Genomic DNA, 24,501 nt, shown 5'->3' on the forward strand with positions numbered 1-24,501 from the left:
ACGCCGCCGAACGCGGCGAATGCGCGGGCGTGTGCGTCGAACAGCATCTCGTGACTCTGGGTGGGATAGGCGACCAGCCAGAAGGCGCGGCTGACGTTCAGCTTGACGTGGGCGACCTCCAGGCGTCGCCGCAGGCCGCCGATGAAGGCGTATTCACAGCTCCAGTCGAACTGGAACGCCTCGCCGGGCTCGAAGGCCAGTGGTACGTAGGCCTTTCTGCGCGGAGCTTCGGCCAGCTCCTCGTGCCAGCGCCGAACAAACGCGCTGACGCGGCCGTGCTGCCGGCATAGCCCTCGCCGCGGATCGCCTCGAACATGAACCGCGCAGTGCGCCGGTCACGCTTCGGGCGATGACTGTCAGCCCGCAGCCAGCCCGTCAGCTGTGCGGCCCACTCGTCGACGACGCTTGGACTGACGCGCTTCGGATACTTCGGCTCGACGGCATCGGTCTGCCGCAGCCAGCTGCGCACCGTGTTTCGGGACAGGCCCGTACGCCTCGCAATCTCGCGCAGCGGGTCCTTCTCGCGGAAATACATCCGCCTGATCTTGGCCAATATGCCCACCGTGATCACCTTTGTATCCCCTGCTCAAGGATTGAGCAGGGCATTCAATCACGTGGGTCAAAATTCGATGAAAATTGCACCCCTTAGTGGGTCAGTTCTGCGTGGACATCAACAAAAGTACGCTTGCCCCCAATACTGCCCCCAGTTGCCCCTGGCTGTCCATGGAATCGCTTGGACACATCTGGAATTAAAAAACCCGCGAAGCCTTGCGGCCTCGCGGGTTTCGAGACTTCCTTGGATAGCCTTGGAAGGGAATTTGGTGGGCCCGGCGGGGTTCGAACCCGCGACCAATCGATTATGAGTCGACTGCTCTAACCGCTGAGCTACAAGCCCTGATGAGAAGCGAAGCGTATTACACGCCGCCCCGACAAAGAAGCCGGGCCGGCATTGTAACAACAAAGGAGACAAACGCCACCGGCATCACGCGGATGCCGGCGGCGTTCGCAGGAGAGACGCTGGAAATCAGTTCCCTTCGAGGAACGACTTCAGCTTGTCGGAACGGCTCGGGTGACGCAGCTTGCGCAGCGCCTTGGCCTCGATCTGACGGATCCGCTCGCGCGTGACGTCGAACTGCTTGCCGACTTCCTCGAGCGTGTGATCGGTGCTCATCTCGATACCGAAGCGCATCCGCAGCACCTTCGCCTCGCGCGGCGTCAGCGAATCGAGCACGTCCTTCACGACGTCGCGCATGCTCGCATGCAGCGCGGCATCCGCCGGCGCGACCGTGTTGTTGTCCTCGATGAAGTCGCCGAGATGGGAATCGTCGTCGTCACCGATCGGCGTTTCCATCGAGATCGGCTCCTTCGCGATCTTCATGATCTTGCGGATCTTGTCTTCCGGCATCTCCATCTTCTCGGCGAGCGTTGCCGGATCCGGCTCGAGACCGGTTTCCTGCAGGATCTGCCGCGAGATGCGGTTCATCTTGTTGATCGTCTCGATCATGTGAACCGGAATACGGATCGTGCGCGCCTGGTCCGCGATCGAACGCGTGATGGCCTGACGGATCCACCACGTCGCATAGGTCGAGAACTTGTAGCCACGACGGTATTCGAACTTGTCCACCGCCTTCATCAGGCCGATGTTGCCTTCCTGGATCAGGTCGAGGAACTGCAGGCCACGGTTCGTGTACTTCTTCGCGATCGAGATCACGAGACGCAGGTTCGCCTCGGTCATTTCGCGCTTCGCCTGGCGTGCCTTCAGCTCGCCGGCCGCCATCTGGCGGTTGGTTTCCTTCAGGTCCTTCAGCGGCAGCACGACGCGCGCCTGCAGGTCGAGCAGGCGCTGCTGCTGTTCGCGGATCGCCGGGACGTTACGCGACAGCACCGCGCTGTACGGATGGCCTTCAGCGGCGATCTTCTCGGACCAGTCGAGATCCGTCTCGCTGCCCGGGAAGCGTGCGATGAATTCCGAACGCGGCATGCCGCACTTGTCGACGACGATGTGCAGGATCTGGCGCTCGACCTGACGCACTTCGTCCACCTGCGCACGCAGCGTGTCGCACAGGCGTTCGACGGTACGCGCGGTGAAGCGGATCGTCATCAGTTCGGTCTGGATCGTTTCCTGCGCCTTCAGGTAGGCCTTCGACTTGTAGCCTTCCTTTTCGAACGCGCGACGCATCTTGTCGAACCACTCGCTGATCTGCGAGAACTTGTCGAGCGAGGCACGCTTGAGGGCTTCGAGCTGGGCGGCGTTGGCCGATGCCTGCGCGGCACCGTCGTCTTCCTCCTCTTCCTCTTCTTCCTCTTCCTCCTCGGCTTCCTCGTCTTCGTTCTCGATGGCTTCCGCTTCCTTCGCGGAGAAGCCGTCGGTATCGGCGGAGTCCGAAGCATTCGGATCGAGCAGGCCGTCGACGAGCTCGTCGACGCGGATCTCTTCGTTCGCGACGCGCTCGGCCATCGCGAGAATGTCGGCGATCGTCGTCGGGCACGCGGAGATGGCCATCACCATGTGGCGCAGGCCGTCCTCGATCCGCTTCGCGATCTCGATTTCGCCTTCACGCGTGAGCAGCTCGACCGTGCCCATCTCGCGCATGTACATCCGGACCGGATCGGTCGTGCGGCCGAATTCCGAATCGACGGTGGACAGCGCGACTTCCGCTTCCTCTTCGACTTCATCGTCCGACGACGCGGCGGGCGCGTTGTCGTTCAGGAGCAGAGTTTCCGCGTCCGGCGCCTGCTCGTAGACCGCCACGCCCATGTCGTTGAACGTGCCGATGATGCCTTCGAGGGCTTCGGTCTCGGTGAAGTTGTCCGGCAGGTGGTCGTTGATTTCGGCGTACGTGAGGAAGCCGCGCTCCTTGCCGAGCTTGATCAGCGCGCGCAGTTTCACGCGGCGCTCTTCGAGCTCCTCGGCCGTACCCGGCGTGCTCGTCGCGAACGCTTCCTTCAGCAGCGCCTTTTCCTTGGCGCGACGATCGCGCACCTTGGATTTGCCCGGTGCAGCCGCCGCTGCTACGGGCTGCTCGTCGCTCTGATTTGCGTCGTCTTCGACGGATACTTCGTTCAGCTTTTTGGTCATGGAGTTCGCCGTACCGGCTATATCGACTCGCGGCTGCTGGACGACAGCCGGTTGAACCGTGGGTGCATGAGTAGTACGTACTGCCGTTTCGTCCGCAGCGGCAGTCGTGTCCCTTGCGCTTTTCGCACTTGCCCGCTTCGCCGCCGGCTTGGCCGGCCCGGAGTCGGGTCTGGCGGCAGCCCGTGTTCTGGCTACCGTCGCCGGCGCAGCCTGAGCAGTGCCGGCCGCGGTTTTCTTTCCTGCAGGGGCTGACGTGGCTGAAGACGTTGTCCTGGTGGAAGAAGCAGACTTGGCCGCTGTGACCTTCTTGGTCGGCTCCGTCGAGCCCTTGCCTGTTGCTTTCTTTCCGCCTGTCGTCTTTGCCATCGCGATTCTCGCCTCTGCTTAGAAAACAAACCGCTGGAAACCTTATATTATAGCACGCTGGGGAACCCTCTCTAAGCTCCCCGGCCGCCTACAGCCCGAGCCGACGCTTCATGTCGGTTCGCTGCTGGTTCAATTCCGTCAATTCGGCCAATTCCTCGGGTGTGAAGGTGGATTGCCGCGCCAGCCTGTCGAGCCGGTCGCAGCAGGCGTCGTAACGCATCTTGAGCACCGCCGCCTGCAGCTCCTCCCCCGCGATCCGTTCCTGTTCACGCTGCCGCTCGGGCACCGTCTCGTCTTCCGGATTCTGTAACAGCAAGTCGCGGACGTTTTCATCATAGTCCAGAATTTCGCGGAAGATTTCCTCGTAAGTCGCCCCGTTCGAGGACGTCCGAAGGACATCCGACAGCAGCCGGAACTCCGCGCCGTCGCCCAGCGCGCGCGCATGATCGACCACTTCCGCGAACAGTTCGCCGATGCGCGGCAACGCGCGCAGGGTCGCAAGCTGTTCGTCGTCGAGCTGCGACGCGATGCGCGGATGCATCACCAGCGTGCGCAGCGCACGCTTTTCGCTGTCCGTCACTCGGCGCCGCTCGCTGCGCGCGGGCGCCTGGCGCGGCGGTGCCGCGATCCGCGTATCGACGTCGGACAGCCCCGCGACTTCCTCGAACGGGATGTCGAGGCGATCGGCAAACATGTGCATGATCTGCGCACGCAGCGCGTTCGCGGGCAGCGCCTGCAACAACGGCTTCGCATCGAACAGCGCCTTCGCGCGGCCCTCCGGCTGATCGAGCGCCTTGCCGGAAATTGCTTCGTTCAGCAGAAATTGTGACAGCGGCATCGCGCGCTCGACCTGCTCGGAGAACGCATCCTCGCCGAACTCGCGTACATAGCTGTCCGGGTCGTGCTCGGCCGGCAGAAAAAGGAACCGGATCGTGCGGTTGTCCCCGGCATGCGGCAGGCATGCCTCGAGCGCGCGCCGGGCCGCCCGCCGCCCGGCCGAATCGCCGTCGAAACTGAAAATGACCGTATCGGTCTGGCGCAGCAGCTTCTGCACGTGAATCGGCGTGCATGCGGTGCCGAGCGTCGCGACCGCGTTCGGGAACCCGAGCTGCGCGAGCGCAACGACGTCCATGTAGCCTTCGACGACCAGCACGTACTTGCGCTCGCGAATCGCGAGCCGCGCCTCGAACAGGCCGTACAGTTCGCTGCCTTTGTTGAACAGCGGGGTTTCAGGCGAATTCAGGTACTTCGGCTCGCCGCTGCCGAGCACGCGGCCACCGAAGCCGATCACCTGCCCCTTCACGTTGCGGATCGGGAACATGATCCGCTCGCGGAACCGGTCGTAGCGGCGTGCGACGCCCTGCGCATCGGTCTTCTCGCTGACGATCACCAGCCCCGACTCGACGAGCGACTCGTCGCGATAGTCCGGGAACGCGGCTTCGAGGTTCTGCCAGCCGTCCGGCGCATAGCCAAGCCCGAAGCGTGCAGCGATCTCGCCGGTCAGGCCCCGGTTCTTCAGATACTGGATCGCGACGGTCGCGCCGCGCAACTGCTTGCGGTAGTAATCGCACGCGGCGGTCATCGCGTCGGACAACGCGGTCGCAACCGATTTCGACACCGGCGCCGGGTAGTCACCGCCGCCACCGCTGCCTCCACCACCGACACGCATCGACGGCTCGTGCGGCACGGTCAGGCCGACGGACTGCGCGAGTTCCTGCACGGCTTCCGGGAACGTGAGCCCCGCGTGTTCCATCAGAAAGCCGATCGCCGTGCCGTGCGCGCCGCAACCGAAGCAGTGATAGAACTGCTTGGTCGGGCTGACGGTAAACGACGGGCTTTTCTCGTTATGGAACGGACACAGCCCCATGAAGTTGGCGCCGCCCTTCTTGAGCTGCACGTACCGGCCCACCACGTCGACGATATCGACGCGGTTCAGCAAATCCTGCAGGAACGAATGCGGAATCACCGTGGGATCGAGCGAAAAAAGACAATACGACACCCCGGCGCACGCACTGCGCGCACCGGAGATACGAGTGTTACTTCGAAAGCGCGGCCTTGACCAGCGCGGAAATGGCCGTCATATCGGCACGGCCGGCGAGCTTGCCCTTCAGGACGCCCATCACCTTGCCCATGTCCTGCGGGCCGGCTGCCCCCGTCTGCGCAACCGCGGCCTGGACTTCGGCGGCCACCTCGGCCTCCGACAGCTGCTCGGGCATGTAGCCGCTCAGCACGACCAGTTCGGCCTGCTCCTTCGCGACGAGATCGTCACGGCCGGCGGCCTGGAACTGGCTGATCGAATCCTTGCGCTGCTTGATCATCTTGTCGATCACGGCCGTGATGCCCGCGTCGTCGAGGGTGATCTGATCGTCGACTTCGCGCTGCTTGATCGCGGCCATCAGCAAGCGAATCGTTGCCAGGCGCTCGCTTTCCTTCGCGCGCATCGCGGCCTTCATGTCTTCGCTGATCTGCTCTTTCAAACTCATCTTTCACCCGGGATGGAAACGTGAATCCGACGCCCGCCAAATGGGCGTCAACACAAAAACCCGCTTGGGACAGTGTCTCAAGCGGGTTGCTCGAATCCGGCATCGGCGGCTCGCCTGATCGGTCGCGCGATCATGCTCGATCTTCCGCGATCACCCGATCGCATGGAGTCGCCGGTGCGCCGCTCAGCGAACCGCGCGGCGCCCAATCATTCAGTACAGCTTCTTCGGCAGTGTCTGGCTGCGGATACGCTTGTAATGACGCTTCACTGCAGCAGCCTTCTTGCGCTTGCGCTCTGCGGTCGGCTTCTCGTAAAACTCGCGCGCGCGAAGTTCGGTCAGCAGACCGTTCTTCTCGATCGTGCGCTTGAAGCGACGCATTGCAACTTCGAACGGCTCGTTCTCTTTAACGCGAATGATCGTCATGATCCGACACGAATAAAGGTTTGCAGGGAAAGACTACCGAGTATAGCAGAGCGATTGCCTAAAGGCACGGGGCCTGGTCCCGCCAAAACGGCGTCGGGCCGGCCCCTCAGGCACTGCGCGAATACTCCGCCGCCGCCTGCCCGGCCGCCGTGCCGGACGCCCACGCCCACTGGAAGTTGTAGCCGCCGAGCCAGCCCGTCACGTCCACCGCCTCGCCGACGAAGAACAGCCCCGGCACGCGCGCGCTCATCATCGTCGCCGACGACAGGTCGCGCGTATCGACCCCGCCCTTCGTCACTTCGGCCTTCTTGTAGCCCTCGGTGCCGTTCGGCGTCAGCGTCCAGCCGGACAGCGCGTCGCCGATCTGGCGCAGCGTCTTGTCAGGCAGGTCCGCGAGCCGCGCGTCGGCCGCGACGCGATGTGTGTCGAGCCACGCATGCGCGAGGCGCGACGGCACCCAGTCCGCGAGCAGCGAACCGATCTGGCGCTTCGACGTGCGCTTCGCGTCGAGCAGGTCGGCCACCGTGTCACGCTGCGGTAGCAGATCGACGTGGATCGGGTCGCCAGGCTGCCAGTAACTCGAGATCTGCAGGATCCCGGGCCCGGACAGGCCGCGATGGGTCAGCAGCAGGTCCTCGACGAATTCGCCGCCGCGCTTCTTGTCGCCGGTCGATACGCGCACTTCGAGCGATACGCCGGACAATGCCGCGAATGGCTCCCAGTCGTGCTGCGCGAACGTCAACGGCACGAGCGCGGGCCGCGTGTCGATGAGTTTGTGACCGAACTGCTTGGCGAGCCGGTAGCCGAAGTCGGTCGCGCCGATCTTCGGGATCGACAGGCCGCCGGTTGCGATGATCAGTGCGCGCGCACCGATCGTCCCGGCCTGCTGCGTGTCCAGCACGAAGCCGTCGGCCGGCGCATGGCGCACCGCGTCGACGACGACGGGCCGGCGCCACGCGATGCCGCCCGCATCGCACTCGTGCTTCAACACGTCGATGATCGCGTCGCTGCCGTGGTCGCAAAAGAGCTGACCCTTGTGCTTTTCGTGCCAGGTCACATGATGGCGCTTGAGCAGCCCGAGGAAGTCGCGCGGCGTATAGCGCGCCAGCGCCGAGCGCGCGAAATGCGGATTCGACGACAGGTAGTTGTCGGGGCCGGCGTACAGGTTCGTGAAGTTGCAGCGGCCGCCGCCCGAGATGCGGATCTTCTCGGCGAGCCGCGGCGCGTGATCGATCAGCACGACGCGGCGGCCGAGCTGCCCGGCGACCGCGGCGCTCATCATTCCGGCGGCGCCCGCGCCGATCACGGCGATGTCATAAGTTTCCATGGCGCGGATTGTACCTGCCCGGCATCGGGCCCGGGCCGCGGCCAGCGGCGTCAGGCCCTCGCCTGCTATACTTTCAGGTTACGTTGACCTTCCGGTGGCGCGCCCGATACGGTGCGCCCCGCCCTCACCATGCTCGTTCTCGGCATCGAAAGCTCCTGTGACGAAACCGGGCTCGCGCTCTACGACACGCAGCGCGGCCTGCTCGCGCACGCGCTCCACTCGCAGATCGCCATGCACCGCGAATACGGCGGCGTCGTGCCCGAGCTCGCGTCGCGCGACCACATCCGCCGCGCGCTGCCGCTGCTCGAGGAAGTGATGGCGCAAAGCGGCACGCGCCGCGACGACATCGACGCAATCGCGTTCACGCAAGGCCCCGGCCTCGCCGGCGCGCTGCTGGTCGGCGCGAGCATCGCGAACGCGCTCGCGCTCGCGTGGAACAAGCCGACCGTCGGCATCCATCATCTCGAAGGCCACCTGCTGTCGCCGCTGCTCGTCGACCAGCCGCCGCCGTTCCCGTTCGTCGCGCTGCTGGTGTCCGGCGGACACACGCAACTGATGCGCGTGACCGACGTCGGCGTGTACGAGACGCTCGGCGAAACGCTCGACGATGCGGCCGGCGAGGCGTTCGACAAGACGGCCAAGCTGATCGGCCTCGGCTACCCGGGCGGCCCGGAAGTGTCGAAGCTCGCTGAAACCGGCACACCGGGCGCGGTCGTGCTGCCGCGCCCGATGCTGCATTCGGGCGACCTCGACTTCAGCTTCAGCGGCTTGAAGACGGCCGTACTCACGCAGATGAAGAAGTTCGAAGCGGCGAAGCTCGAAGGTGAAGCGCTCGAACGCGCGAAGGCCGACCTCGCGCGCGGCTTCGTCGACGCGGCAGTCGACGTGCTCGTCGCAAAGTCGCTCGCCGCCCTGAAGAAGACGAAGCTCAAGCGCCTCGTGGTCGCGGGCGGTGTCGGCGCGAACCGCCAGTTGCGCGCCGCGCTGTCGGCTGCCGCGGCCAAGCGCGGCTTCGACGTGCATTACCCCGATCTCGCGCTCTGCACCGACAACGGCGCGATGATCGCGCTCGCGGGTGCATTGCGGCTCGGCCGCTGGCCCGAGCAGGCGAATGCCGACTACGCATTCACGGTGAAGCCGCGCTGGGATCTCGCGTCGCTCGCACGCTGAATCACGCAACGCGGCGCCGCACGCAAGAAAACAAAAGGCCGCTCGGTTTGAGCGGCCTTTCTCATTGGCGCGACAAAACGCCGCGGCGTTATGCAGCCTGCCGCTTGTCGCGTTCGATCAGCGCATACGCGCTGTGATTGTGGATCGACTCGAAGTTCTCGGCTTCGAGCACGTACGCGACCACGCGCTCGTCCGCATCGAGGCGCTGCGCGACGTCGCGCACGAGATCCTCGACGAACTTCGGGTTCTCGTATGCACGCTCGGTGACGAACTTCTCATCCGGACGCTTCAACAGGCCCCACAGCTCGCACGACGCCTCTTCCTCCGCGATGCGGATCAGCGCCTCGACCGGCAGGTCGGCCGCAAGTTCTGCTTCGATCGTCACGTGCGAGCGCTGGTTGTGCGCGCCGTACTGCGAGATCTTCTTCGAGCACGGGCACAGGCTCGTCACGGGCACGAGCACCTTCAGGAACAGGCGCGTATTGCCGTTGCGGCTTTCGCCCGCGAGCGTCACTTCATAGTCGAGCAGGCTCTGCACGCCCGACACCGGCGCAGTCTTGTTCACGAAGTACGGGAACGTGACCTCGATGCGGCCGGCCTCGGCTTCCAGCTTCGCGAGCATCGACGCAAGCATCGCGCGAAAACGCTCGACCGTCAGCGGCGCACGGTTCTCTTCGAGCAGCGCGACGAAACGCGACATGTGCGTGCCCTTCTGGTCGGCCGGCAGGCGGACATCGAGGTTCCAGACACCGACGGTCGGCTGCACGTCGCCGCTTTCGGTACACACCGTCAACGGATGCCGGACCGCCTTCACGCCCACGCGCTGAATCGGAATCTGGCGGGTATCCACCGTGCTCTGCACGTCGGGCATCACGAAGGCGGGATTCATCTGGTTCATCTTGTTCAATCCTTGTAAGCCGCGCGTTCGACGACGCGCACGCCGCGTCACGCGGCAGCCGGAAAAGCAACATGGGCCCGCAGGCCCATGTTTTCCGCATCAATGAAGACCGGTTGCGTCAGTCGCACCGGCACCGCCCGCGGGCGGTACCGGCTTATGCGACGCGCTTCGCCTGACCGGCGACGTCGGCCGCCGGATTCAGAAAGCGTTCGCGAATCGATTTCGCGATACCCGCGCCGTCGAGGCCGCATTGCGACAGCAGCTTCGCGGGGTCGCCGTGATCGATGAACAGGTCAGGGAGGCCCAATTGTAGTACGGGTCGGATAACCCCACTCTCCATCAGGGCTTCCACGCAGGCCGAGCCCGCGCCGCCCATCACGCAGCCTTCCTCGACCGTGACGAGGTAGTCGTGCGTCTCGGCGAGTTCGCGCACGAGCGCCGCATCGACCGGCTTCACGAAGCGCATGTTCGCGACGGTTGCATCGAGCTCCTCGGCTGCGGCGAGCGACGGAGCGACCATCGTGCCGAACGCGAGGATCGCGACACGCTTGCCTTCCGGCTGCGACGTGCGGCGACGCACCTCACCCTTGCCGAGCGGGATCTCGGTGAATTCCTTCACCGTCGCCACGCCCGTGCCCGCACCGCGCGGATAGCGCACCGCGGTCGGGTTCGGCTGCTGCAGCGCCGTGTGCAGCATCTGGCGGCATTCGTTCTCGTCGGACGCAGCCATGATCGTCATGTTCGGAATGCAGCGCATGAATGCGAGATCGTACGCGCCCGCATGCGTCGCACCGTCGGCGCCAACGAGGCCCGCGCGGTCGATCGCGAACACGACCGGCAGGTTCTGCAGCGCGACGTCGTGGATCAGCTGGTCGTACGCACGCTGCAGGAACGTCGAGTAGATCGCGACGACGGGCTTCAGCCCTTCGGTCGCGAGGCCGCCCGCGAACGTCACCGCGTGCTGCTCGGCGATACCGACGTCGTAGTAGCGATCCTTGAAGCGCTTCTCGAACTCGACCATGCCCGAGCCTTCGCGCATCGCGGGCGTGATGCCGACGACGCGCGAATCGCGCTCGGCTTCATCGCACAGCCATTCACCGAACACCTGCGTGTACGTCTTCTTCGCGGGCGTGGGCGACGGCTTGATGCCTTCGGCCGGGTTGAACTTGCCGGGGCCGTGATAGAGCACGGGATCCGCTTCGGCGAGCTTGTAGCCCTGGCCTTTCTTCGTCACCACGTGCAGGAATTGCGGGCCGCGCAGTTCGCGGATGTTCTGCAGCGTCGGAATCAGCGAATCGAGATCGTGACCGTCGATCGGGCCGATGTAGTTGAAACCGAATTCTTCGAACAGCGTAGCCGGCACGACCATGCCCTTCGCGTGCTCCTCGAGCTTGCGCGCAAGTTCGAGCACCGGCGGCGCAACGCTCAGCACGCGCTCGACGCCCGCGCGCGCGGCCGCATAGAAGCGGCCGGACATCAGGCGGGCGAGATGGCGATTCAGCGCGCCGACCGGCGGCGAGATCGACATGTCGTTGTCGTTCAGGATCACGAGCACTTTCGCATCTTCCGACACGCCCGCGTTGTTCATCGCCTCGAACGCCATGCCAGCCGTCATCGCACCGTCGCCGATCACCGCGATCGAGAAGCGGTCGTCGCCGTTCAACTGGCTGCCGATCGCCATGCCGAGCGCGGCCGAGATCGACGTGCTCGAGTGCGCGGTGCCGAACGTGTCGTATTCGGATTCGCTGCGGCGCGGGAAGCCCGAGATGCCGTCCTGCTGGCGCAGCGAATGCATCTGGTCGCGGCGGCCCGTCAGGATCTTGTGCGGGTAGGTCTGGTGGCCCACGTCCCAGACGATGCGATCGTTCGGCGTGTTGAACACGTAGTGCAACGCGATCGTCAGCTCGACCGTCCCGAGGTTGGACGACAAATGGCCGCCCGTTTTCGACACGCTGTCGAGCACGAACGCGCGCAGTTCATCCGCGAGCGGTTGAAGTTGGCGACGATCGAGGCGGCGCAAATCCGCCGGGTCGTCGATGGTTTTCAGCAAGTCGTACATCGTCGTTCCATTGTAGGAAATCAAACGCGCCCGCATTCTGTTGCACGCACCGTAGCATGTACGCGGCGGCGGGCTTTCGCGTCAGCTGACCCGGTTCACTACCAGGTCGGCAAGTTCGGCGAGACGCTGTGCGCGTGCGCCGAACGGTTTCAGCGCGTCGTGCGCTTCGGCGCGCAGTTGTGCTGCGAGCTCGCGCGACGCCTCGAGGCCGAGGATCGACACATAGGTCGGCTTGTCGTTCGCCGCGTCCTTGCCGGCCGTCTTGCCGAGCGTCGCCGAATCGGTCGTGACGTCGAGAATGTCGTCGACGACCTGGAAGGCCAGACCCACGGCCCCCGCGTATACATCGAGCGCAGCCATCGTTTCCGCGGACGGCGTCTCGCCGGCCAGTGCGCCCATCCGCACGGCCGCGCGCAGCAGTGCGCCCGTCTTCATCCGGTGCATCGTCTCGAGCTGCTCACGCGTCAGCTTGAGGCCGACGCTCGCCAGGTCGATCGCCTGCCCGCCGGCCATGCCGATCGAGCCGCTCGCCAGCGCCAGTTCGCGCACGAGTGCAGCCTGCTGCACCGGCGACAGCGCAGCGGCGTCGGTCAGCGCAACGAACGCCTGCGACTGCAGCGCGTCGCCGACGAGCAGCGCCGTCGGCTCGTCATACTGCACGTGCACGGTCGGCTTGCCGCGACGCAACGCGTCGTCGTCCATGCACGGCATGTCGTCGTGCACGAGCGAGTAGACGTGGATCATCTCCAGTGCCGCCGCCGCCGCATTGCGCGCCGCTTCCGTCGCGCCGGTCAGTTCGCCTGCTGCATGGCACAGCAGCGGGCGAACGCGTTTGCCGCCGCCGAGGACCGCATAGCGCATCGCCTCGTGGAGTTTCTCCGGCACCGCGGTTTCAGCGGGCAAATAGTGGCCGAGTGCGTCCTCGACACGGTCAAGCACAGACCGCATCCATTGTTCGAATGTCATAGATCGTCGTCTTCGCCGTCCGTGGCGGCCGTTCCGGACGAAAGCGGCTTCAGCGTCGCGCCGTCAAGCACGCGGACCTGCTGCTCCACTTTCTCAAGCTGCTGTTGGCAAAACGCAACGAGGGTCGCACCGCGGCGATACGCCGCCAGTGAATCCTCGAGGCTCAACGCGCCGCCTTCCATCCGGGCAACCAGCGTCTCGAGTTCCGCGAGCGCCATCTCGTAATTGTCCGGCAACGGTTCGGTGCCATTACCGGGCGGCGTGGCGCCTGGGGATGCGGTTTTCGCCATGGACGAGGGTGTCAAATTTCAAAACAAGTCGGACATTCTACGGCAAAAGAGAATTTTCCGACCTGCCGTCTTGGGCACCCGGCTACATATTCCGGCCCCACCTTCGATGCACATTGTGCGCCTTTCGATTGGCACCCGACAAAAAATTGACACAAATCAGGCACTTAATCCTAGCCTTGCGAGGCGAACCGGGTATAATTCCGCGTTTCCCTAAATCGATTTTTCGATGGTTGGGTTGTTCACTGCTTTCACGCTAACACCGGGAGTGGGAATGTCCAATCTGAGCGATGCGCTTCAGTTGAAGTCGGCCCACAGCCAGCTTCCAGTCACTGCATACTTCGATGAGGCGCTACTCGAGCGCGAGATCGAAACCCTCTTCAAGAAAGGACCTCGTTACATCGGGCACGAGTTGATGGTGCCCGAGGCGGGGGATTATTTTGCGCTGCCGTCCGAGAACGAAGGCCGTGTACTGGTTCGCAACCCGGCGAACCAGATCGAACTGCTGTCGAACGTCTGCCGCCACCGGCAGGCCATCATGCTCAATGGGCGCGGCCATACGCAGAACATCGTGTGCCCGCTGCACCGCTGGACGTACGATCTGGAAGGCGAATTGCTCGGCGCGCCGCACTTCCCCGACAAGCCGTGCCTGAACCTCGGCAAGAGCCCGCTGCAGAACTGGCAGGGGCTGCTGTTCGAGGCCGAAGGCCGGAACGTCGCGCGTGACCTCGCCAACCTCGGCACGAAGCATCACTTCGACTTCTCCGAGTACCACTTCGATCACGTCGAAGTGCACGAGTGCGATTACAACTGGAAGACGTTCATCGAGGTCTACCTCGAGGATTACCACGTCGTCCCGTTCCACCCGGGCCTCGGCAGCTTCGTGTCGTGCGATGACCTCAAATGGGAGTTCGGCGACTGGTACAGCGTGCAGACGGTCGGCGTGCACAACGCGCTCGCGAAACCGGGCAGCGCGACCTACCAGAAATGGCACGAGCAGGTGCTGAAGTTCCGCAACGGCGTGCCGCCGGAGTTCGGCGCGATCTGGATGGTCTACTACCCGGGCCTGATGATCGAGTGGTATCCGCACGTGCTCGTCGTGTCGTGGCTGATCCCGCGCGGCCCGCAGAAAACGACCAACATCGTCGAGTTCTATTACCCCGAGGAAATCGCGTTGTTCGAACGCGAATTCGTCGAGGCAGAACGCGCCGCCTATATGGAAACGGCCGTCGAGGACGACGAGATCGCGATGCGGATGGACGCAGGCCGCCGTGCGCTGATGGCACGCGGCGAGTCGCAGGTCGGCCCGTACCAGAGCCCGATGGAAGACGGCATGCAGCACTTCCACGAGTTCCTGCGCCGCCACCTCGGCGACATCTGACGATCGGTGCGGCGCTTTGACGCCGCACGGCATCCGGCAGACGAAAAGACGGGCTTCGGCCCGTCTTTTTTTGTTTAGACTTGGAATGTCAGGCCATTCGCACTCCAGGGAGCCGTCATGCCACACACTCACTACACCACGCTCATCTCCGCCGCCAATCTCGCCGAGCGCCTGGCGGCGGCGCCCGGCAGCGTCGCGCTGTTCGACTGCCGCTTCGATCTCGTCGATCCCGCTGCCGGCGAAGCCGCGTATGCGGCCGGCCATATCCCCGGCGCCCAGTACCTCCATCTCGATCGCGACCTGTCGGGCCGCAAGACGGGCACCAACGGCCGCCATCCGCTACCGACCCGCGATGCGCTCGCCACGTTGCTCGCGAGCCGCGGCCTCAAGCAGGGCCAGCAGGTCGTCGCGTACGACGCCCAAGGCGGCGCCTATGCGGCGCGCCTGTGGTGGCTGCTGCGCTGGCTCGGCCACGATTCCGTCGCAGTGCTCGACGGTGGCCTGCAGGCCTGGGAAGCCGCCGGCCAGCCGCTGGCAACCGACGTACCGCACCCGGCCGCCGGCGATTTCCGCGCGGCTGCGCCGCTCGAATCGACGGTCGACGCGGCAGCCGTGCTCGCCAACGTGAACGCGCCCACGCGTGTCGTGATCGATGCGCGCGCACCCGATCGCTACCGCGGTGAAAACGAAACGATCGATCGTGTGGGCGGCCACATCCCCGGCGCGCGCAACCGCTTCTTCAAGGACAACCTGACCGCCGACGGCCGCTTCAAGACCGGCCATGAGCTGCGCGAGGCGTTTTCCACCGTGCTGGCGGGCACCGAACCGAACCGCGTGATCCTGCAATGCGGCTCCGGTGTCACCGCATGCCACAACGCGCTTGCACTGGAGGTTGCGGGCCTGCACGGCGCGTCGCTGTATCCGGGCTCCTGGAGCGAATGGAGCGCCGATCCGTCACGACCGATCGCAACCGGCCCGACACCGTAAGCGCCGGCGCGGCGCAGTCGCAACGAAGCGGCGGCATATGCCGCCGCTTGCCGTTTACATCACGCCATACTTGCGGAGCCACGCGATAGCGCGCTTCCAGCTCTCCTCCGCATCGGCCTTCACGTAGCTCGGCCGGTAATCGGCAAAGAATGCGTGACCGGCATCCGGATACACGACGATCTCCGATTCGCGCGCGAGCTTCGAATCGCTCGCCTGGATCGCCTTGCGCATGTCCGCGAGCGACGCCTGCGTGATGTTCGTATCCTTCTCGCCATAGAGCCCGAGCACGGGCACCTTCAGCAACGATGCATGATCGACCGGGTTGAACGGCGTCATCTCGTCGGTCTTGCCTTCGACGAACCCGTACCATGCAACGGCCGCACGCACGTGCGGGTTGTGCTCCGCATACAGCCAGCTCTGGCGGCCACCCCAGCAGAACCCGACCACGCCGAGACGCGACAGGTCGCCGCCGTTCTTGCCGGCCCACGCGACGGTCGCATCGAGATCCTCGCTAACCTGCCGGTCCGGCACCTTGCTGATGATGTGCTCGTACAGATCCTTGATCGTCGGATACTTCGCCGCATTGCCCTGCCGCGCGAACAGGTCGGGCGCGATCGCGAGATAACCGAGCTTCGCGAAGCGGCGGCAGACATCGGCGATGTGCGCGTGCACGCCGAAGATCTCGTGGATCACGATGACGACCGGCAGGTTCGTCTTGTCCTTCGGCTGCGCGCGATACGCGGGCACGCTCGCGTCGCCTGAGCGGATCTCGACGGTATCGACGTCCAGCCCTTCGCTGTCGGTCGTGACCGTCTGCGCCGACACGGGCAGCACGGCTGCCGCGAAGGCACCGCCCAGCGCGGCCTGCATGAACTTGCGGCGGGAGAACGGAACGTGGGGAACCAGGCTGTCGACTTCGGGTTTCAACATGAATGCACTCCTCGATTGGGCGCCGCCGTCACGATCACGGACACGGCATGACTGGGCATCGCGCCGGCGCGCGGCGCGGATGTCGCGGCGGTTGGCACCCCGCCGCAAACGGAAACCCGGACAAGATGCCCAATAATCCGTTGTCGCGTCAACTGTCGGATATGTAAGACTCGATTACGACCTGTTGATTCGACACGTCGATCGACGCACAAAAAACCACAGGCGGCCCGTCGAATCGCGATGCAACACGCCGCATGCCGAGCGCCGTTGCGCGATCGGAAGCCTGCGAAGCGAAACGAAAAACACGCGGTCGATATTGCCCGTCATGCGCAGGCACGGCAGCCCGGCTGCCTGCAAAAAAACGGGCGGAGACTACGCACGACGTGCGCACTCCCCGCCCGCTTGCCGTGCGAACGCGCGCTCAGTGCAGCTTGACGCGCGGCAGCGTCGTGCGCCGCAGCCAGTGCGCGACCGTATCGAGCATCATGCGCGGATAGCCGTGCAGCGCTGCGATGTGCATCCGGTACAGCGACATGTACATGAAGCGTGCGAACAGCCCTTCGATCAGCATGTTGCCGCCGATCAGCCCGCCCATCAGGTTGCCGACTGCGCTGAAATGGCCGAGCGACACGAGCGAGCCCAGGTCGCGATACGTGAATTCGGGCAGCGGGAGCCCGTCGAGCCGGCAGCCGATTGCCTTCAGCAGGAAGTTCGCCTGCTGGTGTGCAGCCTGCGCGCGCGGCGGCACGTTGCGTTCGTTGCCGGGCCATGCGCATGCCGCACAATCGCCGAGCGCGAACACGTTGTCGTCGGTAAAGGTCTGCAGCGTGCGGCGCACGTCGAGCTGGCCGAGCTTGTTGACCTGGAGGCCATCGAGATCGGCGAGCACGGACGGCGCCTTGATGCCGGCGGCCCAGACCGTCAGGTCGGCACGCACCGTCTTGCCGCTCGCCGTATGGACGGCCCCGGGCGCCACCTCGGTCACGCGCTCGGCGAGCATCAGCCGCACGCCGATCTTTTCGAGCAGTTCGGCCGTCGCCGACGACACGCGCTCCGGCAACGCCGGGAGGATCCGCGGCCCCGATTCGATCAGCACGATGCCGACGTCGTGCCGCGGGTCGAGCTTGTGCAGCCCGTAGGCCGACAACACCTGCGCGGTGTTGCGCAGCTCGGCGGACAGCTCGACGCCCGTCGCGCCGCCGCCGACGATCACGACCTGGATGCGCGGTTCGGCCGCCTCGCCCGGCGCGGTCGGCGCCGGCGCCTGGTGCTCGGCGCGCATGCACGCGGCGATCAGCCGCTTGCGGAAGCGCTCGGCTTCGCCAACGGTATCGAGCGCGATCGCATTTTCCGATGCGCCCTGCACGCCGAAGAAGTGAGTCGTACTGCCGATCGCGATCACGAGCGTGTCATATTCCAGCTCGCGGGCCGGCAGCAGTTCCTCGCCGTCGCTGTCGTTGATGGGTGACAGCGTCACGCGCTTCGCCGCGCGGTCGAGCCCGGTCAGCCCGCCCTGCTGGAATTCGAAGCCGTGCCAGCGCGCCTGCGCCGCGTATTCGAGCTCCTGCGTGAACGGGTCCATGCTGCCGGCCGCGACCTCGTGCAACAGCGGTTTCCAGATGTGGGTCGGATTGCGGTCGACGAGCGTGACAAGTGCACGCGCGGGACGATTGCCGCGCGCGCCGTAACGGTCGCCGAGCCGCGTCGCCAGTTCCAGGCCGCCCGCGCCTCCGCCTACGATGATGATCCGATGCATCTGTTCCCCCTTTGCGATTCGAAACTGCTGCCGCCGGACAGTGCGAACGCGATGCATTCGCGCCGCCCGGTGGATTAACCGGTTCGGACATCATCGATGTGCAGTTCGAAGCACTTCGAAGTTTCCGCCCCCGGAACGCGGGGCGCGCTGCCCCCGTGTCAATGACATGCATTGTCCGGGAGCTTGCGCGTTGACCACAAGCAAACCATCTCGATATTCAGCATCCCTGCAACAATATGCCGCAGGAATCGGGAGCCGCGCGGCGGTGCGTCAGTGTGCCTCTTCCCAGTTCGCGCCGGCACCCACTTCGGCAACCAGCGGCACCTTCAGCTTCGCCACGCCGCACATCATTTCCGGCAGTTTCTCGCGCACCAGCGACAGCTCGCCGTCGGGTACCTCGAGCACCAGTTCATCGTGCACCTGCATGATCATCCGCGATGCAAGCTTGTCGCGCGTGAGCCAGTCGTCCACCGCGATCATCGACAGCTTGATCAGGTCGGCCGCCGTGCCCTGCATCGGCGCATTGATTGCCGCGCGCTCGGCCGCCTGGCGGCGCGGGCCGTTGCCGCCGTTGATCTCGGGCAGCCACAGGCGGCGACCGAAAACGGTTTCGACGTAGCCCTTCTCCTTCGCGATCGCGCGCGTGTCTTCCATGTACTGCGCGACGCCCGGGTAGCGGGCGAAATAACGGTCGATATAGAGCTTCGCCGCATCGCGCGTGATGCCGAGGTTCGACGCGAGCCCGAACGCGCTCATCCCGTAGATGAGCCCGAAGTTGATCACCTTCGCGATCCGCCGCTGGTCGGAATTGACCTCGAGCGGCGTCACGCCGAACACCTCGGCGGCCGTCGCGCGGTGGATGTCCTCGCCCTGCGAGAACGCACGCAGCAGGGATGCGTCGCCCGAGATGTGCGCCATGATCCGCAGTTCGATCTGCGAATAATCGGCCGACACGATCCGGTGGCCCGGCGACGCGATGAACGCCTCGCGGATCCGCCGGCCTTCGGCCGTGCGCACCGGAATGTTCTGAAGATTCGGATCGTTCGACGCAAGGCGGCCCGTGACCGCGACGGCTTGCGCGTAATTCGTGTGCACGCGGCCCGTGGCCGGGTTCACCATGCGCGGCAGCTTGTCGGTATACGTCGACTTCAGCTTCGACAGCCCGCGGTGCTCGAGCAGCAGCTTCGGCAGAGGGTAATCCTCGGCCAGTTTCTGCAGCACTTCTTCGTCGGTCGACGGTGCGCCGCTCGGCGTCTTTTTCACGACCGGCAACTGCAGCTTGTCGAAGAAGATCTGCCCGATCTGCTTCGGCGAGCCGAGATTGAATTCGCCGCCCGCCAGCTCGTACGCCTGCGCTTCGAGCTCGATCAGGCGCGTCGCGATTTCGGTGCTCTGCGCCTGCAGGCGTGCGTTGTCGATCAGCACGCCCGTGCGCTCCATCTTGCGCAGCACGAGCGACACGGGCATCTCGATCTCGCGATACACGCGCTCGAGGCCCGGTTCGCGTGCAACCTGCGGATACAGCACGTGGTGCAGTTGCAGCGTGACGTCCGCATCTTCAGCCGCGTACTCCGCGGCCTGCGCGAGCGCCACTTCGTCGAAACCGATCTGCTTCGCGCCCTTGCCGGCCACGTCTTCATACTTGATCGTCTTGACACCCAGATGACGCAGCGCCAGGCTGTCCATGTCGTGCGTGCGGTGCGATTCGACCACGTACGATTCGAGCAGCGTGTCGTGCTCGATGCCGTTCAGCGCGATGTCGTAGTTCGCGAGCACCTGCGCATCGTACTTCAGGTGCTGGCCGACCTTCTTGCGATCGGCCGATTCGAGCCACGGCTTCAGCCGCGCGAGCACTTCGTCGAGCGGAAGCTGTTCGGGCATGTCGGGGCCGCGGTGTGCAACCGGCAGGTATGCAGCCTTGCCCGGCTCGACCGAGAACGACAGGCCGACGAGCCGCGCCTGCATCGGGTCGAGCGACGTCGTCTCGGTGTCGAGCGCGGTCAGCGCGGCCGCGTTGATCTTTGCGAACCACGCGTCGAATTGCTCCCAGGTCTGGATCGTGTCGTATTCGCGGACGATGTCGGCCGCCACCACCGGCGCCGGCTCGCCTTCCGCCGCATCGGCACCGCCGCCTTCCGCCGGTGCGCTGTCGACTTCGCGCAGCCAGGTCTTGAAGCCGTAGCGCGCGAAGATGTCGCGCATCAGGTCGCGTGCTTCGCCGTCGGTCTTCAACGACGCTTCGATCGATTCGAGATGCGGCGCGAGATCGCAGGCCGTCTCGACGGTCACGAGCGTGCGGCCGAGCGGCAGGAAATCGAGTGCGCGGCGCAGGTTGTCGCCGACCACGCCCTTGATCTCGGCCGCATGCTCGATCACGCCGTCGAGGCTGTCGTACTGCGCCAGCCATTTCACGGCCGTCTTCGGCCCGCACTTCTCGACGCCCGGCACGTTGTCGACGGTGTCGCCAATCAGCGCGAGGTAGTCGATGATGCGCTCGGGCGGCACGCCGAACTTCGCGATCACGCCGTCGCGGTCGAGCGTCTCGTTGGTCATCGTGTTGACGAGCGTGACGTGGTCGGTGACGAGCTGCGCGAGATCCTTGTCGCCCGTCGACACGATCACGTTCATCCCGTGCCGCTCGGCTTCGCGCGCGAGCGTGCCGATCACGTCGTCGGCCTCGACGCCTTCGACCATCAGCAGCGGCCAGCCGAGCGCACGCACGGCGCCGTGGATCGGTTCGACCTGCAATGCAAGATCAGGCGGCATCGACGGACGGTTTGCCTTATAGTCGGCATAAAGGTCGTCACGGAACGTCTTGCCCTTTGCATCGAACACGCAAGCGCTATACTCTGCACTGACTTCCTTGCGCATACGGCGCAGCATGTTGATGATTCCGTAGAGCGCTCCGGTCGGCTCCCCGCCAGGGCCACGCAAATCAGGCATCGCATGGTAAGCCCGATACAGATAGCTCGAACCGTCAACCAATAGCAGGGTCTTACCTTCCAGATTTCGTTCTTCAGGCATTATGAACAAGAGAAAAGTGATTCCGAGTCTGCGTTCGCTCGCAGATCAAGAACGCGCGACGGCCAAGAAGGCGCGCGCATCGTGGCAGATGTTCACGATTATGGCAGAGTTTATCGAGGCGACCGAGTACCTGTCGGAGATCCGCCCGGCCGTCAGCATCTACGGTTCTGCCCGCCTCAAACCCGACACGCCGCACTACAAGCTCGCCGTGCAGATCGCGCGCAAGCTGTCCGACGCCGGCTTCGCCGTGATCTCCGGCGGCGGCCCCGGCATCATGGAAGCGGCCAACAAAGGTGCGCACGCCGGCAAGGCGCCGTCGGTCGGCCTGAACATCGAGCTGCCGCACGAGCAGGCCGGCAACCACTACCAGGACATCTCGCTGCGCTTTCGCCACTTCTTCACGCGCAAGGTCACGTTCGTGAAGAACTCGGATGCGGTGATCGTGATGCCGGGCGGCTTCGGCACGCTCGACGAGCTGTCGGAGGTGCTCACGCTGATCCAGACGAAGAAGTCGCGCCTCGTGCCGATCATCCTCGTCGGCAGCGAGTTCTGGCAGGGGTTGCTGCAGTGGTTCCGCGACCAGCTGATCCCGATGCGCCTCATCAATCCGGAAGACATGGACCTGATGCAGGTGATCGACGATCCCGACCAGGTGCTCGACGCAGTGCTCGCATTCTACGAGGACAGCGGCGAGGAAGAGGGTTCGGACGAAGACGGCCATCCGCCGCGCCCCGAAGAAGACCGGATGTTCTATCTGTAATCCATCCGTGGCAGCCGCCGGCCCGACGGCCGGCGTACGGCTTCCCGCGCGGCAGGCATGGCGATCCCGCCGCCTGCCGCGCGTCACTTTGTAACGCGCTGTTAGTCCCGCTCCGCAGCCGCGCGCCGCCGAATGTCAAATTCGCGCGGCCGGCGCCGTGCGACGCAGCGCAGCCCGCCCTGCCCGCAGCCCGCCATTGTCAAATGGTGCGGCCCGATACCCGCTCCCACGCGCCTGCCGGCCGTCAATCCACCGTAACAATCACGCCTCGCCTTTTTCGTCGCGCACCCGCACACTGCATTGTGTCGGCGCGGCGTTCCCCCCGGTGGAACGATCCCCCGCGCTTCCATCGTGTCGCGCCGGCCCATTCATAACGACCTCACGGAAAAGAACATGCAACGCTCGCTGATCGCCCTCGCCTTCGCCGGCCTCGGCCTTACGCTGTCCGGCTTCGCCCACGCCGTCAACGTCGACGTCAACATCGGCACGCCTGCACCGGTCATCGTTGCGCCCGCACCCGTCGTGGTCGCCCCGGCGCCCGCGATCATCGTCGGCTGGCATGGCGACCGCTACTGGGACGGCCGTCGCTACTGGGAACGCCGGGAGTGGGAGGATCACCAGCGCTATCGCGGCCGTGACGACCGCCGCGGCTATCACTGCCCGCCGGGACACGCGAAGAAAGGCGAGTGCTGAACGACACCGCGGTCGCTCGACGCATGGGTCGAAAGCATCGAGCTTCCGCGCACGCTACCTTGAACGGAAATCGACGACGGCTGCCGGGGTAGTCGCGGCGTCGTGCGCCGCCTGCCGGGCATCATGGAATATTTCGGCGGCGCGACGCCGCGGGCGCCCGGGGAACAGCGGCTGGCGATCAAGCGGCGCACGGATGCGATCGCGATGCTCGAAGCCGCTCGCCGCGATGCGCGAGACACATCAAAACCTGTCGCACGTTCGCAGCGCCGAACCCGCGTCTTGAGGCTCGTCCGCGACCCGGCGCGTGTCATGCCGACGCGTCCGCAAACGAAAGCGGTGCAAGATCCGGATGCGCGCCAAGCCGGGCCGCGAGGAAATCCATCAGCAAACGGCTCCGCCGCGGCAGGTGCATGCGCTGCGGCATGCACAGGTGCAGGCCATAGCGGCAGGTCACGTGCCCGGTGAGCAACGGCACGAGACGCCCCTCGCGAATGTGCGCGTGGACCGAATAGCCGAAGAACTGGCCGATCGCGGCACCGCTCAGCACCGTGTCGAGTTCCGCGTCGATGTCGTTGGTCGCGATGAACGGGGCGATCTGTCGTGTATCGATACGGCCGTCGACCAGGAATTCCCACGGAAACGGCTTGCCCGTGCGCGGGTACAGGAACGCGGTGCAACGATGATCGCGCAGTGCGTCGATCGTCCGTGGCTCGCCGTGGCGACGCAGATACGCAGGCGCCGCGCAGACAACCAATTGCAGATCGGCGATGCGCCGTGCGACGAGCCCGCTGTCGGGCAGATTGCCGGTCCGCACGGCAATGTCGATCCGCTGTTCGACGATGTCGGCCATGTCGTCGCTGACGATCAGCTCGGCCGTGACGCCCGGCTGCCGGTCGCAGAATTCGCCGAGCAGCGGCGCGAGAAAGCGCCGGGCCAGCGAATACGGCGCCGCAACACGGATCGTGCCGCTCGCGTGCGCCTGATCGTCGTCGAGCAAGCGCAGCGCGCTCTCCAGCTCCCCGACAGCGCCGCGGCACTGCGCAAGCAGACGTTCGCCCTCGAGCGTCAGCACGATCCCGCGCGTCGAGCGCTGGAGCAGCCGCACGTTCAACAGCGCTTCCAGCGCAGCGACCTGCTTGCTGGCCGCTTGCGGCGTCATGCCCAGCTCGCGGGCGCCCGCGCTGATGCCGCCCGCGGCCGCAATGCGGACGAATACCGTCAGCGCCTTCAACCGATCCATTCGCAGCTCCCGTCAGGCCCGGCACGCCCGGGCAATCGTCCATGGCATCGCAACGCCTGTCCGACCGGTTGAATCGGCTTCAACCGGTCGGGTGCTATTCGCGCGGCACCCTGCTTCGCACAATGGCGCTGTCTTCGATACCCGGCGCCAAACGGCCCGCCGCCATGAACACACTTTCATTTTCAGCCGTTTCGCGAACCGTCGTCGCGGCCGCATTGATCGTCGCTGGTTCGACGCGAGTGACCGCACAGGAAACGGATGCGGGCAGCGGCGTGACCGAGACGGTGCTGCTGCAAACCACGCATGCGTGGGACGGCTCTCGGTATCGCGCCTACCCGTCAGGACAACCGGAGATCACGGTCGTACGCTACACGATTCCGCCGCACGCGGTATTGCCGTGGCATACGCATCCGTCGATCAACATCGGCTACGTGCTGTCGGGCCACCTGACGGCCGTGCGCCGCAGCGACGGCAAGCGGCAGGCGCTTGGCCCCGGCGACGTGGTGCCGGAAATGGTCGACGGCGCCCATCGCGGCGAAACCGGCGACGAGCGCGCCGAACTGATCGTGTTCTACGCCGGAACGCCTGGCGCACCCCTGACGGTGCCCGACCGCCAGGACTGAGCACCTCGACCACGCGCCGGCTCGTCGGCCGGCGCGTTTCCCTTTACAT

Annotated in this window: 19 protein-coding genes, 1 tRNA gene and 1 pseudogene; 6 read left to right on the top strand and 15 right to left on the bottom strand. The window is 65.3% G+C overall.

Annotation, left to right across the window (positions count from 1 at the left end):
• The 7 genes and pseudogenes from istA to B7G54_RS19665 form a co-directional block, all read right to left on the bottom strand.
• A pseudogene (gene istA, locus B7G54_RS39765) lies at nt 1–562 on the bottom strand (IS21 family transposase); the annotation flags it as partial.
• 257 nt (nt 563–819) lie between these two features.
• A tRNA-Ile gene (locus B7G54_RS19640) sits at nt 820–895 on the bottom strand.
• A gap of 129 nt (nt 896–1,024) precedes the next feature.
• A complete protein-coding gene (gene rpoD, locus B7G54_RS19645) occupies nt 1,025–3,445 on the bottom strand; it encodes an RNA polymerase sigma factor RpoD (RefSeq protein ID WP_085040596.1) in 2,421 nt (806 codons plus the stop codon).
• A gap of 88 nt (nt 3,446–3,533) precedes the next feature.
• Nucleotides 3,534–5,411 (bottom strand): DNA primase, encoded by a 1,878-nt coding sequence (gene dnaG / locus B7G54_RS19650; protein WP_085040597.1) that lies wholly within the window; start codon nt 5,409–5,411, stop codon nt 3,534–3,536.
• Nucleotides 5,412–5,481: 70 nt separating this feature from the next.
• Complete coding sequence (locus B7G54_RS19655) at nt 5,482–5,928, bottom strand: GatB/YqeY domain-containing protein (RefSeq protein ID WP_021160855.1); 447 nt, start codon at nt 5,926–5,928, stop codon at nt 5,482–5,484.
• Between the two features lie 210 nt (nt 5,929–6,138).
• Nucleotides 6,139–6,351, bottom strand: a complete 213-nt coding sequence (rpsU, locus tag B7G54_RS19660) for a 30S ribosomal protein S21 (protein ID WP_006479415.1) — start codon at nt 6,349–6,351, stop codon at nt 6,139–6,141.
• 106 nt (nt 6,352–6,457) lie between these two features.
• Nucleotides 6,458–7,687, bottom strand: coding sequence for a BaiN/RdsA family NAD(P)/FAD-dependent oxidoreductase (locus tag B7G54_RS19665; protein WP_425266511.1), 1,230 nt, complete (start codon nt 7,685–7,687; stop codon nt 6,458–6,460).
• 120 nt (nt 7,688–7,807) lie between these two features.
• Here B7G54_RS19665 and tsaD point away from each other — a divergent pair, with 120 nt between their 5' ends.
• Nucleotides 7,808–8,848 (top strand): tRNA (adenosine(37)-N6)-threonylcarbamoyltransferase complex transferase subunit TsaD, encoded by a 1,041-nt coding sequence (gene tsaD, locus B7G54_RS19670; protein WP_011355802.1) that lies wholly within the window; start codon nt 7,808–7,810, stop codon nt 8,846–8,848.
• A gap of 88 nt (nt 8,849–8,936) precedes the next feature.
• On the opposite strand, the gene folE2 is transcribed toward tsaD, so the two are convergent.
• The 4 genes from folE2 to B7G54_RS19690 form a co-directional block, all read right to left on the bottom strand.
• Nucleotides 8,937–9,746, bottom strand: a complete 810-nt coding sequence (gene folE2 / locus B7G54_RS19675) for a GTP cyclohydrolase FolE2 (RefSeq protein ID WP_085040599.1) — start codon at nt 9,744–9,746, stop codon at nt 8,937–8,939.
• Between the two features lie 154 nt (nt 9,747–9,900).
• Nucleotides 9,901–11,805, bottom strand: a complete 1,905-nt coding sequence (gene dxs, locus B7G54_RS19680) for a 1-deoxy-D-xylulose-5-phosphate synthase (RefSeq protein WP_085040600.1) — start codon at nt 11,803–11,805, stop codon at nt 9,901–9,903.
• A gap of 81 nt (nt 11,806–11,886) precedes the next feature.
• On the bottom strand, nt 11,887–12,771 hold the full coding sequence (locus B7G54_RS19685) for a polyprenyl synthetase family protein (protein WP_069251092.1): 885 nt from the start codon (nt 12,769–12,771) through the stop codon (nt 11,887–11,889).
• Nucleotides 12,768–13,061 carry an exodeoxyribonuclease VII small subunit gene (locus B7G54_RS19690; RefSeq protein WP_006479428.1) on the bottom strand — a complete coding sequence of 98 codons (294 nt, stop codon included), beginning with the start codon at nt 13,059–13,061 and terminating at the stop codon, nt 12,768–12,770. The genes B7G54_RS19685 and B7G54_RS19690 overlap by 4 nt, the downstream gene beginning before the upstream one ends.
• Nucleotides 13,062–13,332: 271 nt before the next feature.
• Here B7G54_RS19690 and B7G54_RS19695 point away from each other — a divergent pair, with 271 nt between their 5' ends.
• Both B7G54_RS19695 and B7G54_RS19700 read left to right on the top strand, forming a co-directional pair.
• The gene (locus tag B7G54_RS19695) at nt 13,333–14,439 is read left to right on the top strand and encodes an aromatic ring-hydroxylating oxygenase subunit alpha (protein WP_085040601.1); all 1,107 of its coding nucleotides are present in this window, start codon (nt 13,333–13,335) and stop codon (nt 14,437–14,439) included.
• A 117-nt stretch (nt 14,440–14,556) separates the two neighbouring features.
• Nucleotides 14,557–15,426 (top strand): sulfurtransferase, encoded by an 870-nt coding sequence (locus B7G54_RS19700; protein WP_085040602.1) that lies wholly within the window; start codon nt 14,557–14,559, stop codon nt 15,424–15,426.
• Nucleotides 15,427–15,480: 54 nt separating this feature from the next.
• On the opposite strand, the gene B7G54_RS19705 is transcribed toward B7G54_RS19700, so the two are convergent.
• From B7G54_RS19705 to polA, 3 genes are all read right to left on the bottom strand, one after another.
• Complete coding sequence (locus tag B7G54_RS19705; RefSeq protein WP_085040603.1) at nt 15,481–16,356, bottom strand: dienelactone hydrolase family protein; 876 nt, start codon at nt 16,354–16,356, stop codon at nt 15,481–15,483.
• 421 nt (nt 16,357–16,777) lie between these two features.
• On the bottom strand, nt 16,778–18,112 hold the full coding sequence (locus B7G54_RS19710) for an NAD(P)/FAD-dependent oxidoreductase (RefSeq protein WP_085040604.1): 1,335 nt from the start codon (nt 18,110–18,112) through the stop codon (nt 16,778–16,780).
• 270 nt (nt 18,113–18,382) lie between these two features.
• Nucleotides 18,383–21,136, bottom strand: coding sequence for a DNA polymerase I (polA, locus tag B7G54_RS19715; RefSeq protein ID WP_085040605.1), 2,754 nt, complete (start codon nt 21,134–21,136; stop codon nt 18,383–18,385).
• Between the two features lies 1 nt (nt 21,137).
• Between polA and B7G54_RS19720 the strand changes: the two genes are divergently transcribed.
• Both B7G54_RS19720 and B7G54_RS19725 read left to right on the top strand, forming a co-directional pair.
• A complete protein-coding gene (locus B7G54_RS19720; protein WP_085040606.1) occupies nt 21,138–21,896 on the top strand; it encodes an LOG family protein in 759 nt (252 codons plus the stop codon).
• 393 nt (nt 21,897–22,289) lie between these two features.
• Nucleotides 22,290–22,589 (top strand): hypothetical protein, encoded by a 300-nt coding sequence (locus B7G54_RS19725; protein ID WP_085040607.1) that lies wholly within the window; start codon nt 22,290–22,292, stop codon nt 22,587–22,589.
• A 307-nt stretch (nt 22,590–22,896) separates the two neighbouring features.
• Here the strand turns inward: B7G54_RS19725 and B7G54_RS19735 are convergent, their stop codons facing one another.
• The gene (locus B7G54_RS19735) at nt 22,897–23,829 is read right to left on the bottom strand and encodes a LysR family transcriptional regulator (RefSeq protein WP_085040608.1); all 933 of its coding nucleotides are present in this window, start codon (nt 23,827–23,829) and stop codon (nt 22,897–22,899) included.
• A gap of 164 nt (nt 23,830–23,993) precedes the next feature.
• On the opposite strand from B7G54_RS19735, the gene B7G54_RS19740 reads away from it, so the two are divergent.
• Complete coding sequence (locus B7G54_RS19740) at nt 23,994–24,452, top strand: cupin domain-containing protein (RefSeq protein WP_244289384.1); 459 nt, start codon at nt 23,994–23,996, stop codon at nt 24,450–24,452.
• Nucleotides 24,453–24,501 lie beyond the last annotated feature (49 nt).

It is taken from the genome of Burkholderia puraquae, assembly GCF_002099195.1.
GTDB classification, from domain to species: Bacteria; Pseudomonadota; Gammaproteobacteria; order Burkholderiales; family Burkholderiaceae; genus Burkholderia; species Burkholderia puraquae.

Bases quoted from the DNA above. Each gene is read 5' to 3' on its own strand.
- rpoD (WP_085040596.1), bottom strand. From the start codon at position 3,445: ATGGCAAAGACGACAGGCGGAAAGAAAGCAACAGGCAAGGGCTCGACG.
- B7G54_RS19655 (WP_021160855.1), bottom strand. From the start codon at position 5,928: ATGAGTTTGAAAGAGCAGATCAGCGAAGACATGAAGGCCGCGATGCGC.
- rpsU (WP_006479415.1), bottom strand. From the start codon at position 6,351: ATGACGATCATTCGCGTTAAAGAGAACGAGCCGTTCGAAGTTGCAATG.
- tsaD (WP_011355802.1), top strand. From the start codon at position 7,808: ATGCTCGTTCTCGGCATCGAAAGCTCCTGTGACGAAACCGGGCTCGCG.
- folE2 (WP_085040599.1), bottom strand. From the start codon at position 9,746: ATGAACCAGATGAATCCCGCCTTCGTGATGCCCGACGTGCAGAGCACG.
- dxs (WP_085040600.1), bottom strand. From the start codon at position 11,805: ATGTACGACTTGCTGAAAACCATCGACGACCCGGCGGATTTGCGCCGC.
- B7G54_RS19685 (WP_069251092.1), bottom strand. From the start codon at position 12,771: ATGACATTCGAACAATGGATGCGGTCTGTGCTTGACCGTGTCGAGGAC.
- B7G54_RS19690 (WP_006479428.1), bottom strand. From the start codon at position 13,061: ATGGCGAAAACCGCATCCCCAGGCGCCACGCCGCCCGGTAATGGCACC.
- B7G54_RS19695 (WP_085040601.1), top strand. From the start codon at position 13,333: ATGTCCAATCTGAGCGATGCGCTTCAGTTGAAGTCGGCCCACAGCCAG.
- B7G54_RS19700 (WP_085040602.1), top strand. From the start codon at position 14,557: ATGCCACACACTCACTACACCACGCTCATCTCCGCCGCCAATCTCGCC.
- B7G54_RS19705 (WP_085040603.1), bottom strand. From the start codon at position 16,356: ATGTTGAAACCCGAAGTCGACAGCCTGGTTCCCCACGTTCCGTTCTCC.
- B7G54_RS19710 (WP_085040604.1), bottom strand. From the start codon at position 18,112: ATGCATCGGATCATCATCGTAGGCGGAGGCGCGGGCGGCCTGGAACTG.
- polA (WP_085040605.1), bottom strand. From the start codon at position 21,136: ATGCCTGAAGAACGAAATCTGGAAGGTAAGACCCTGCTATTGGTTGAC.
- B7G54_RS19720 (WP_085040606.1), top strand. From the start codon at position 21,138: ATGAACAAGAGAAAAGTGATTCCGAGTCTGCGTTCGCTCGCAGATCAA.
- B7G54_RS19725 (WP_085040607.1), top strand. From the start codon at position 22,290: ATGCAACGCTCGCTGATCGCCCTCGCCTTCGCCGGCCTCGGCCTTACG.
- B7G54_RS19735 (WP_085040608.1), bottom strand. From the start codon at position 23,829: ATGGATCGGTTGAAGGCGCTGACGGTATTCGTCCGCATTGCGGCCGCG.
- B7G54_RS19740 (WP_244289384.1), top strand. From the start codon at position 23,994: ATGAACACACTTTCATTTTCAGCCGTTTCGCGAACCGTCGTCGCGGCC.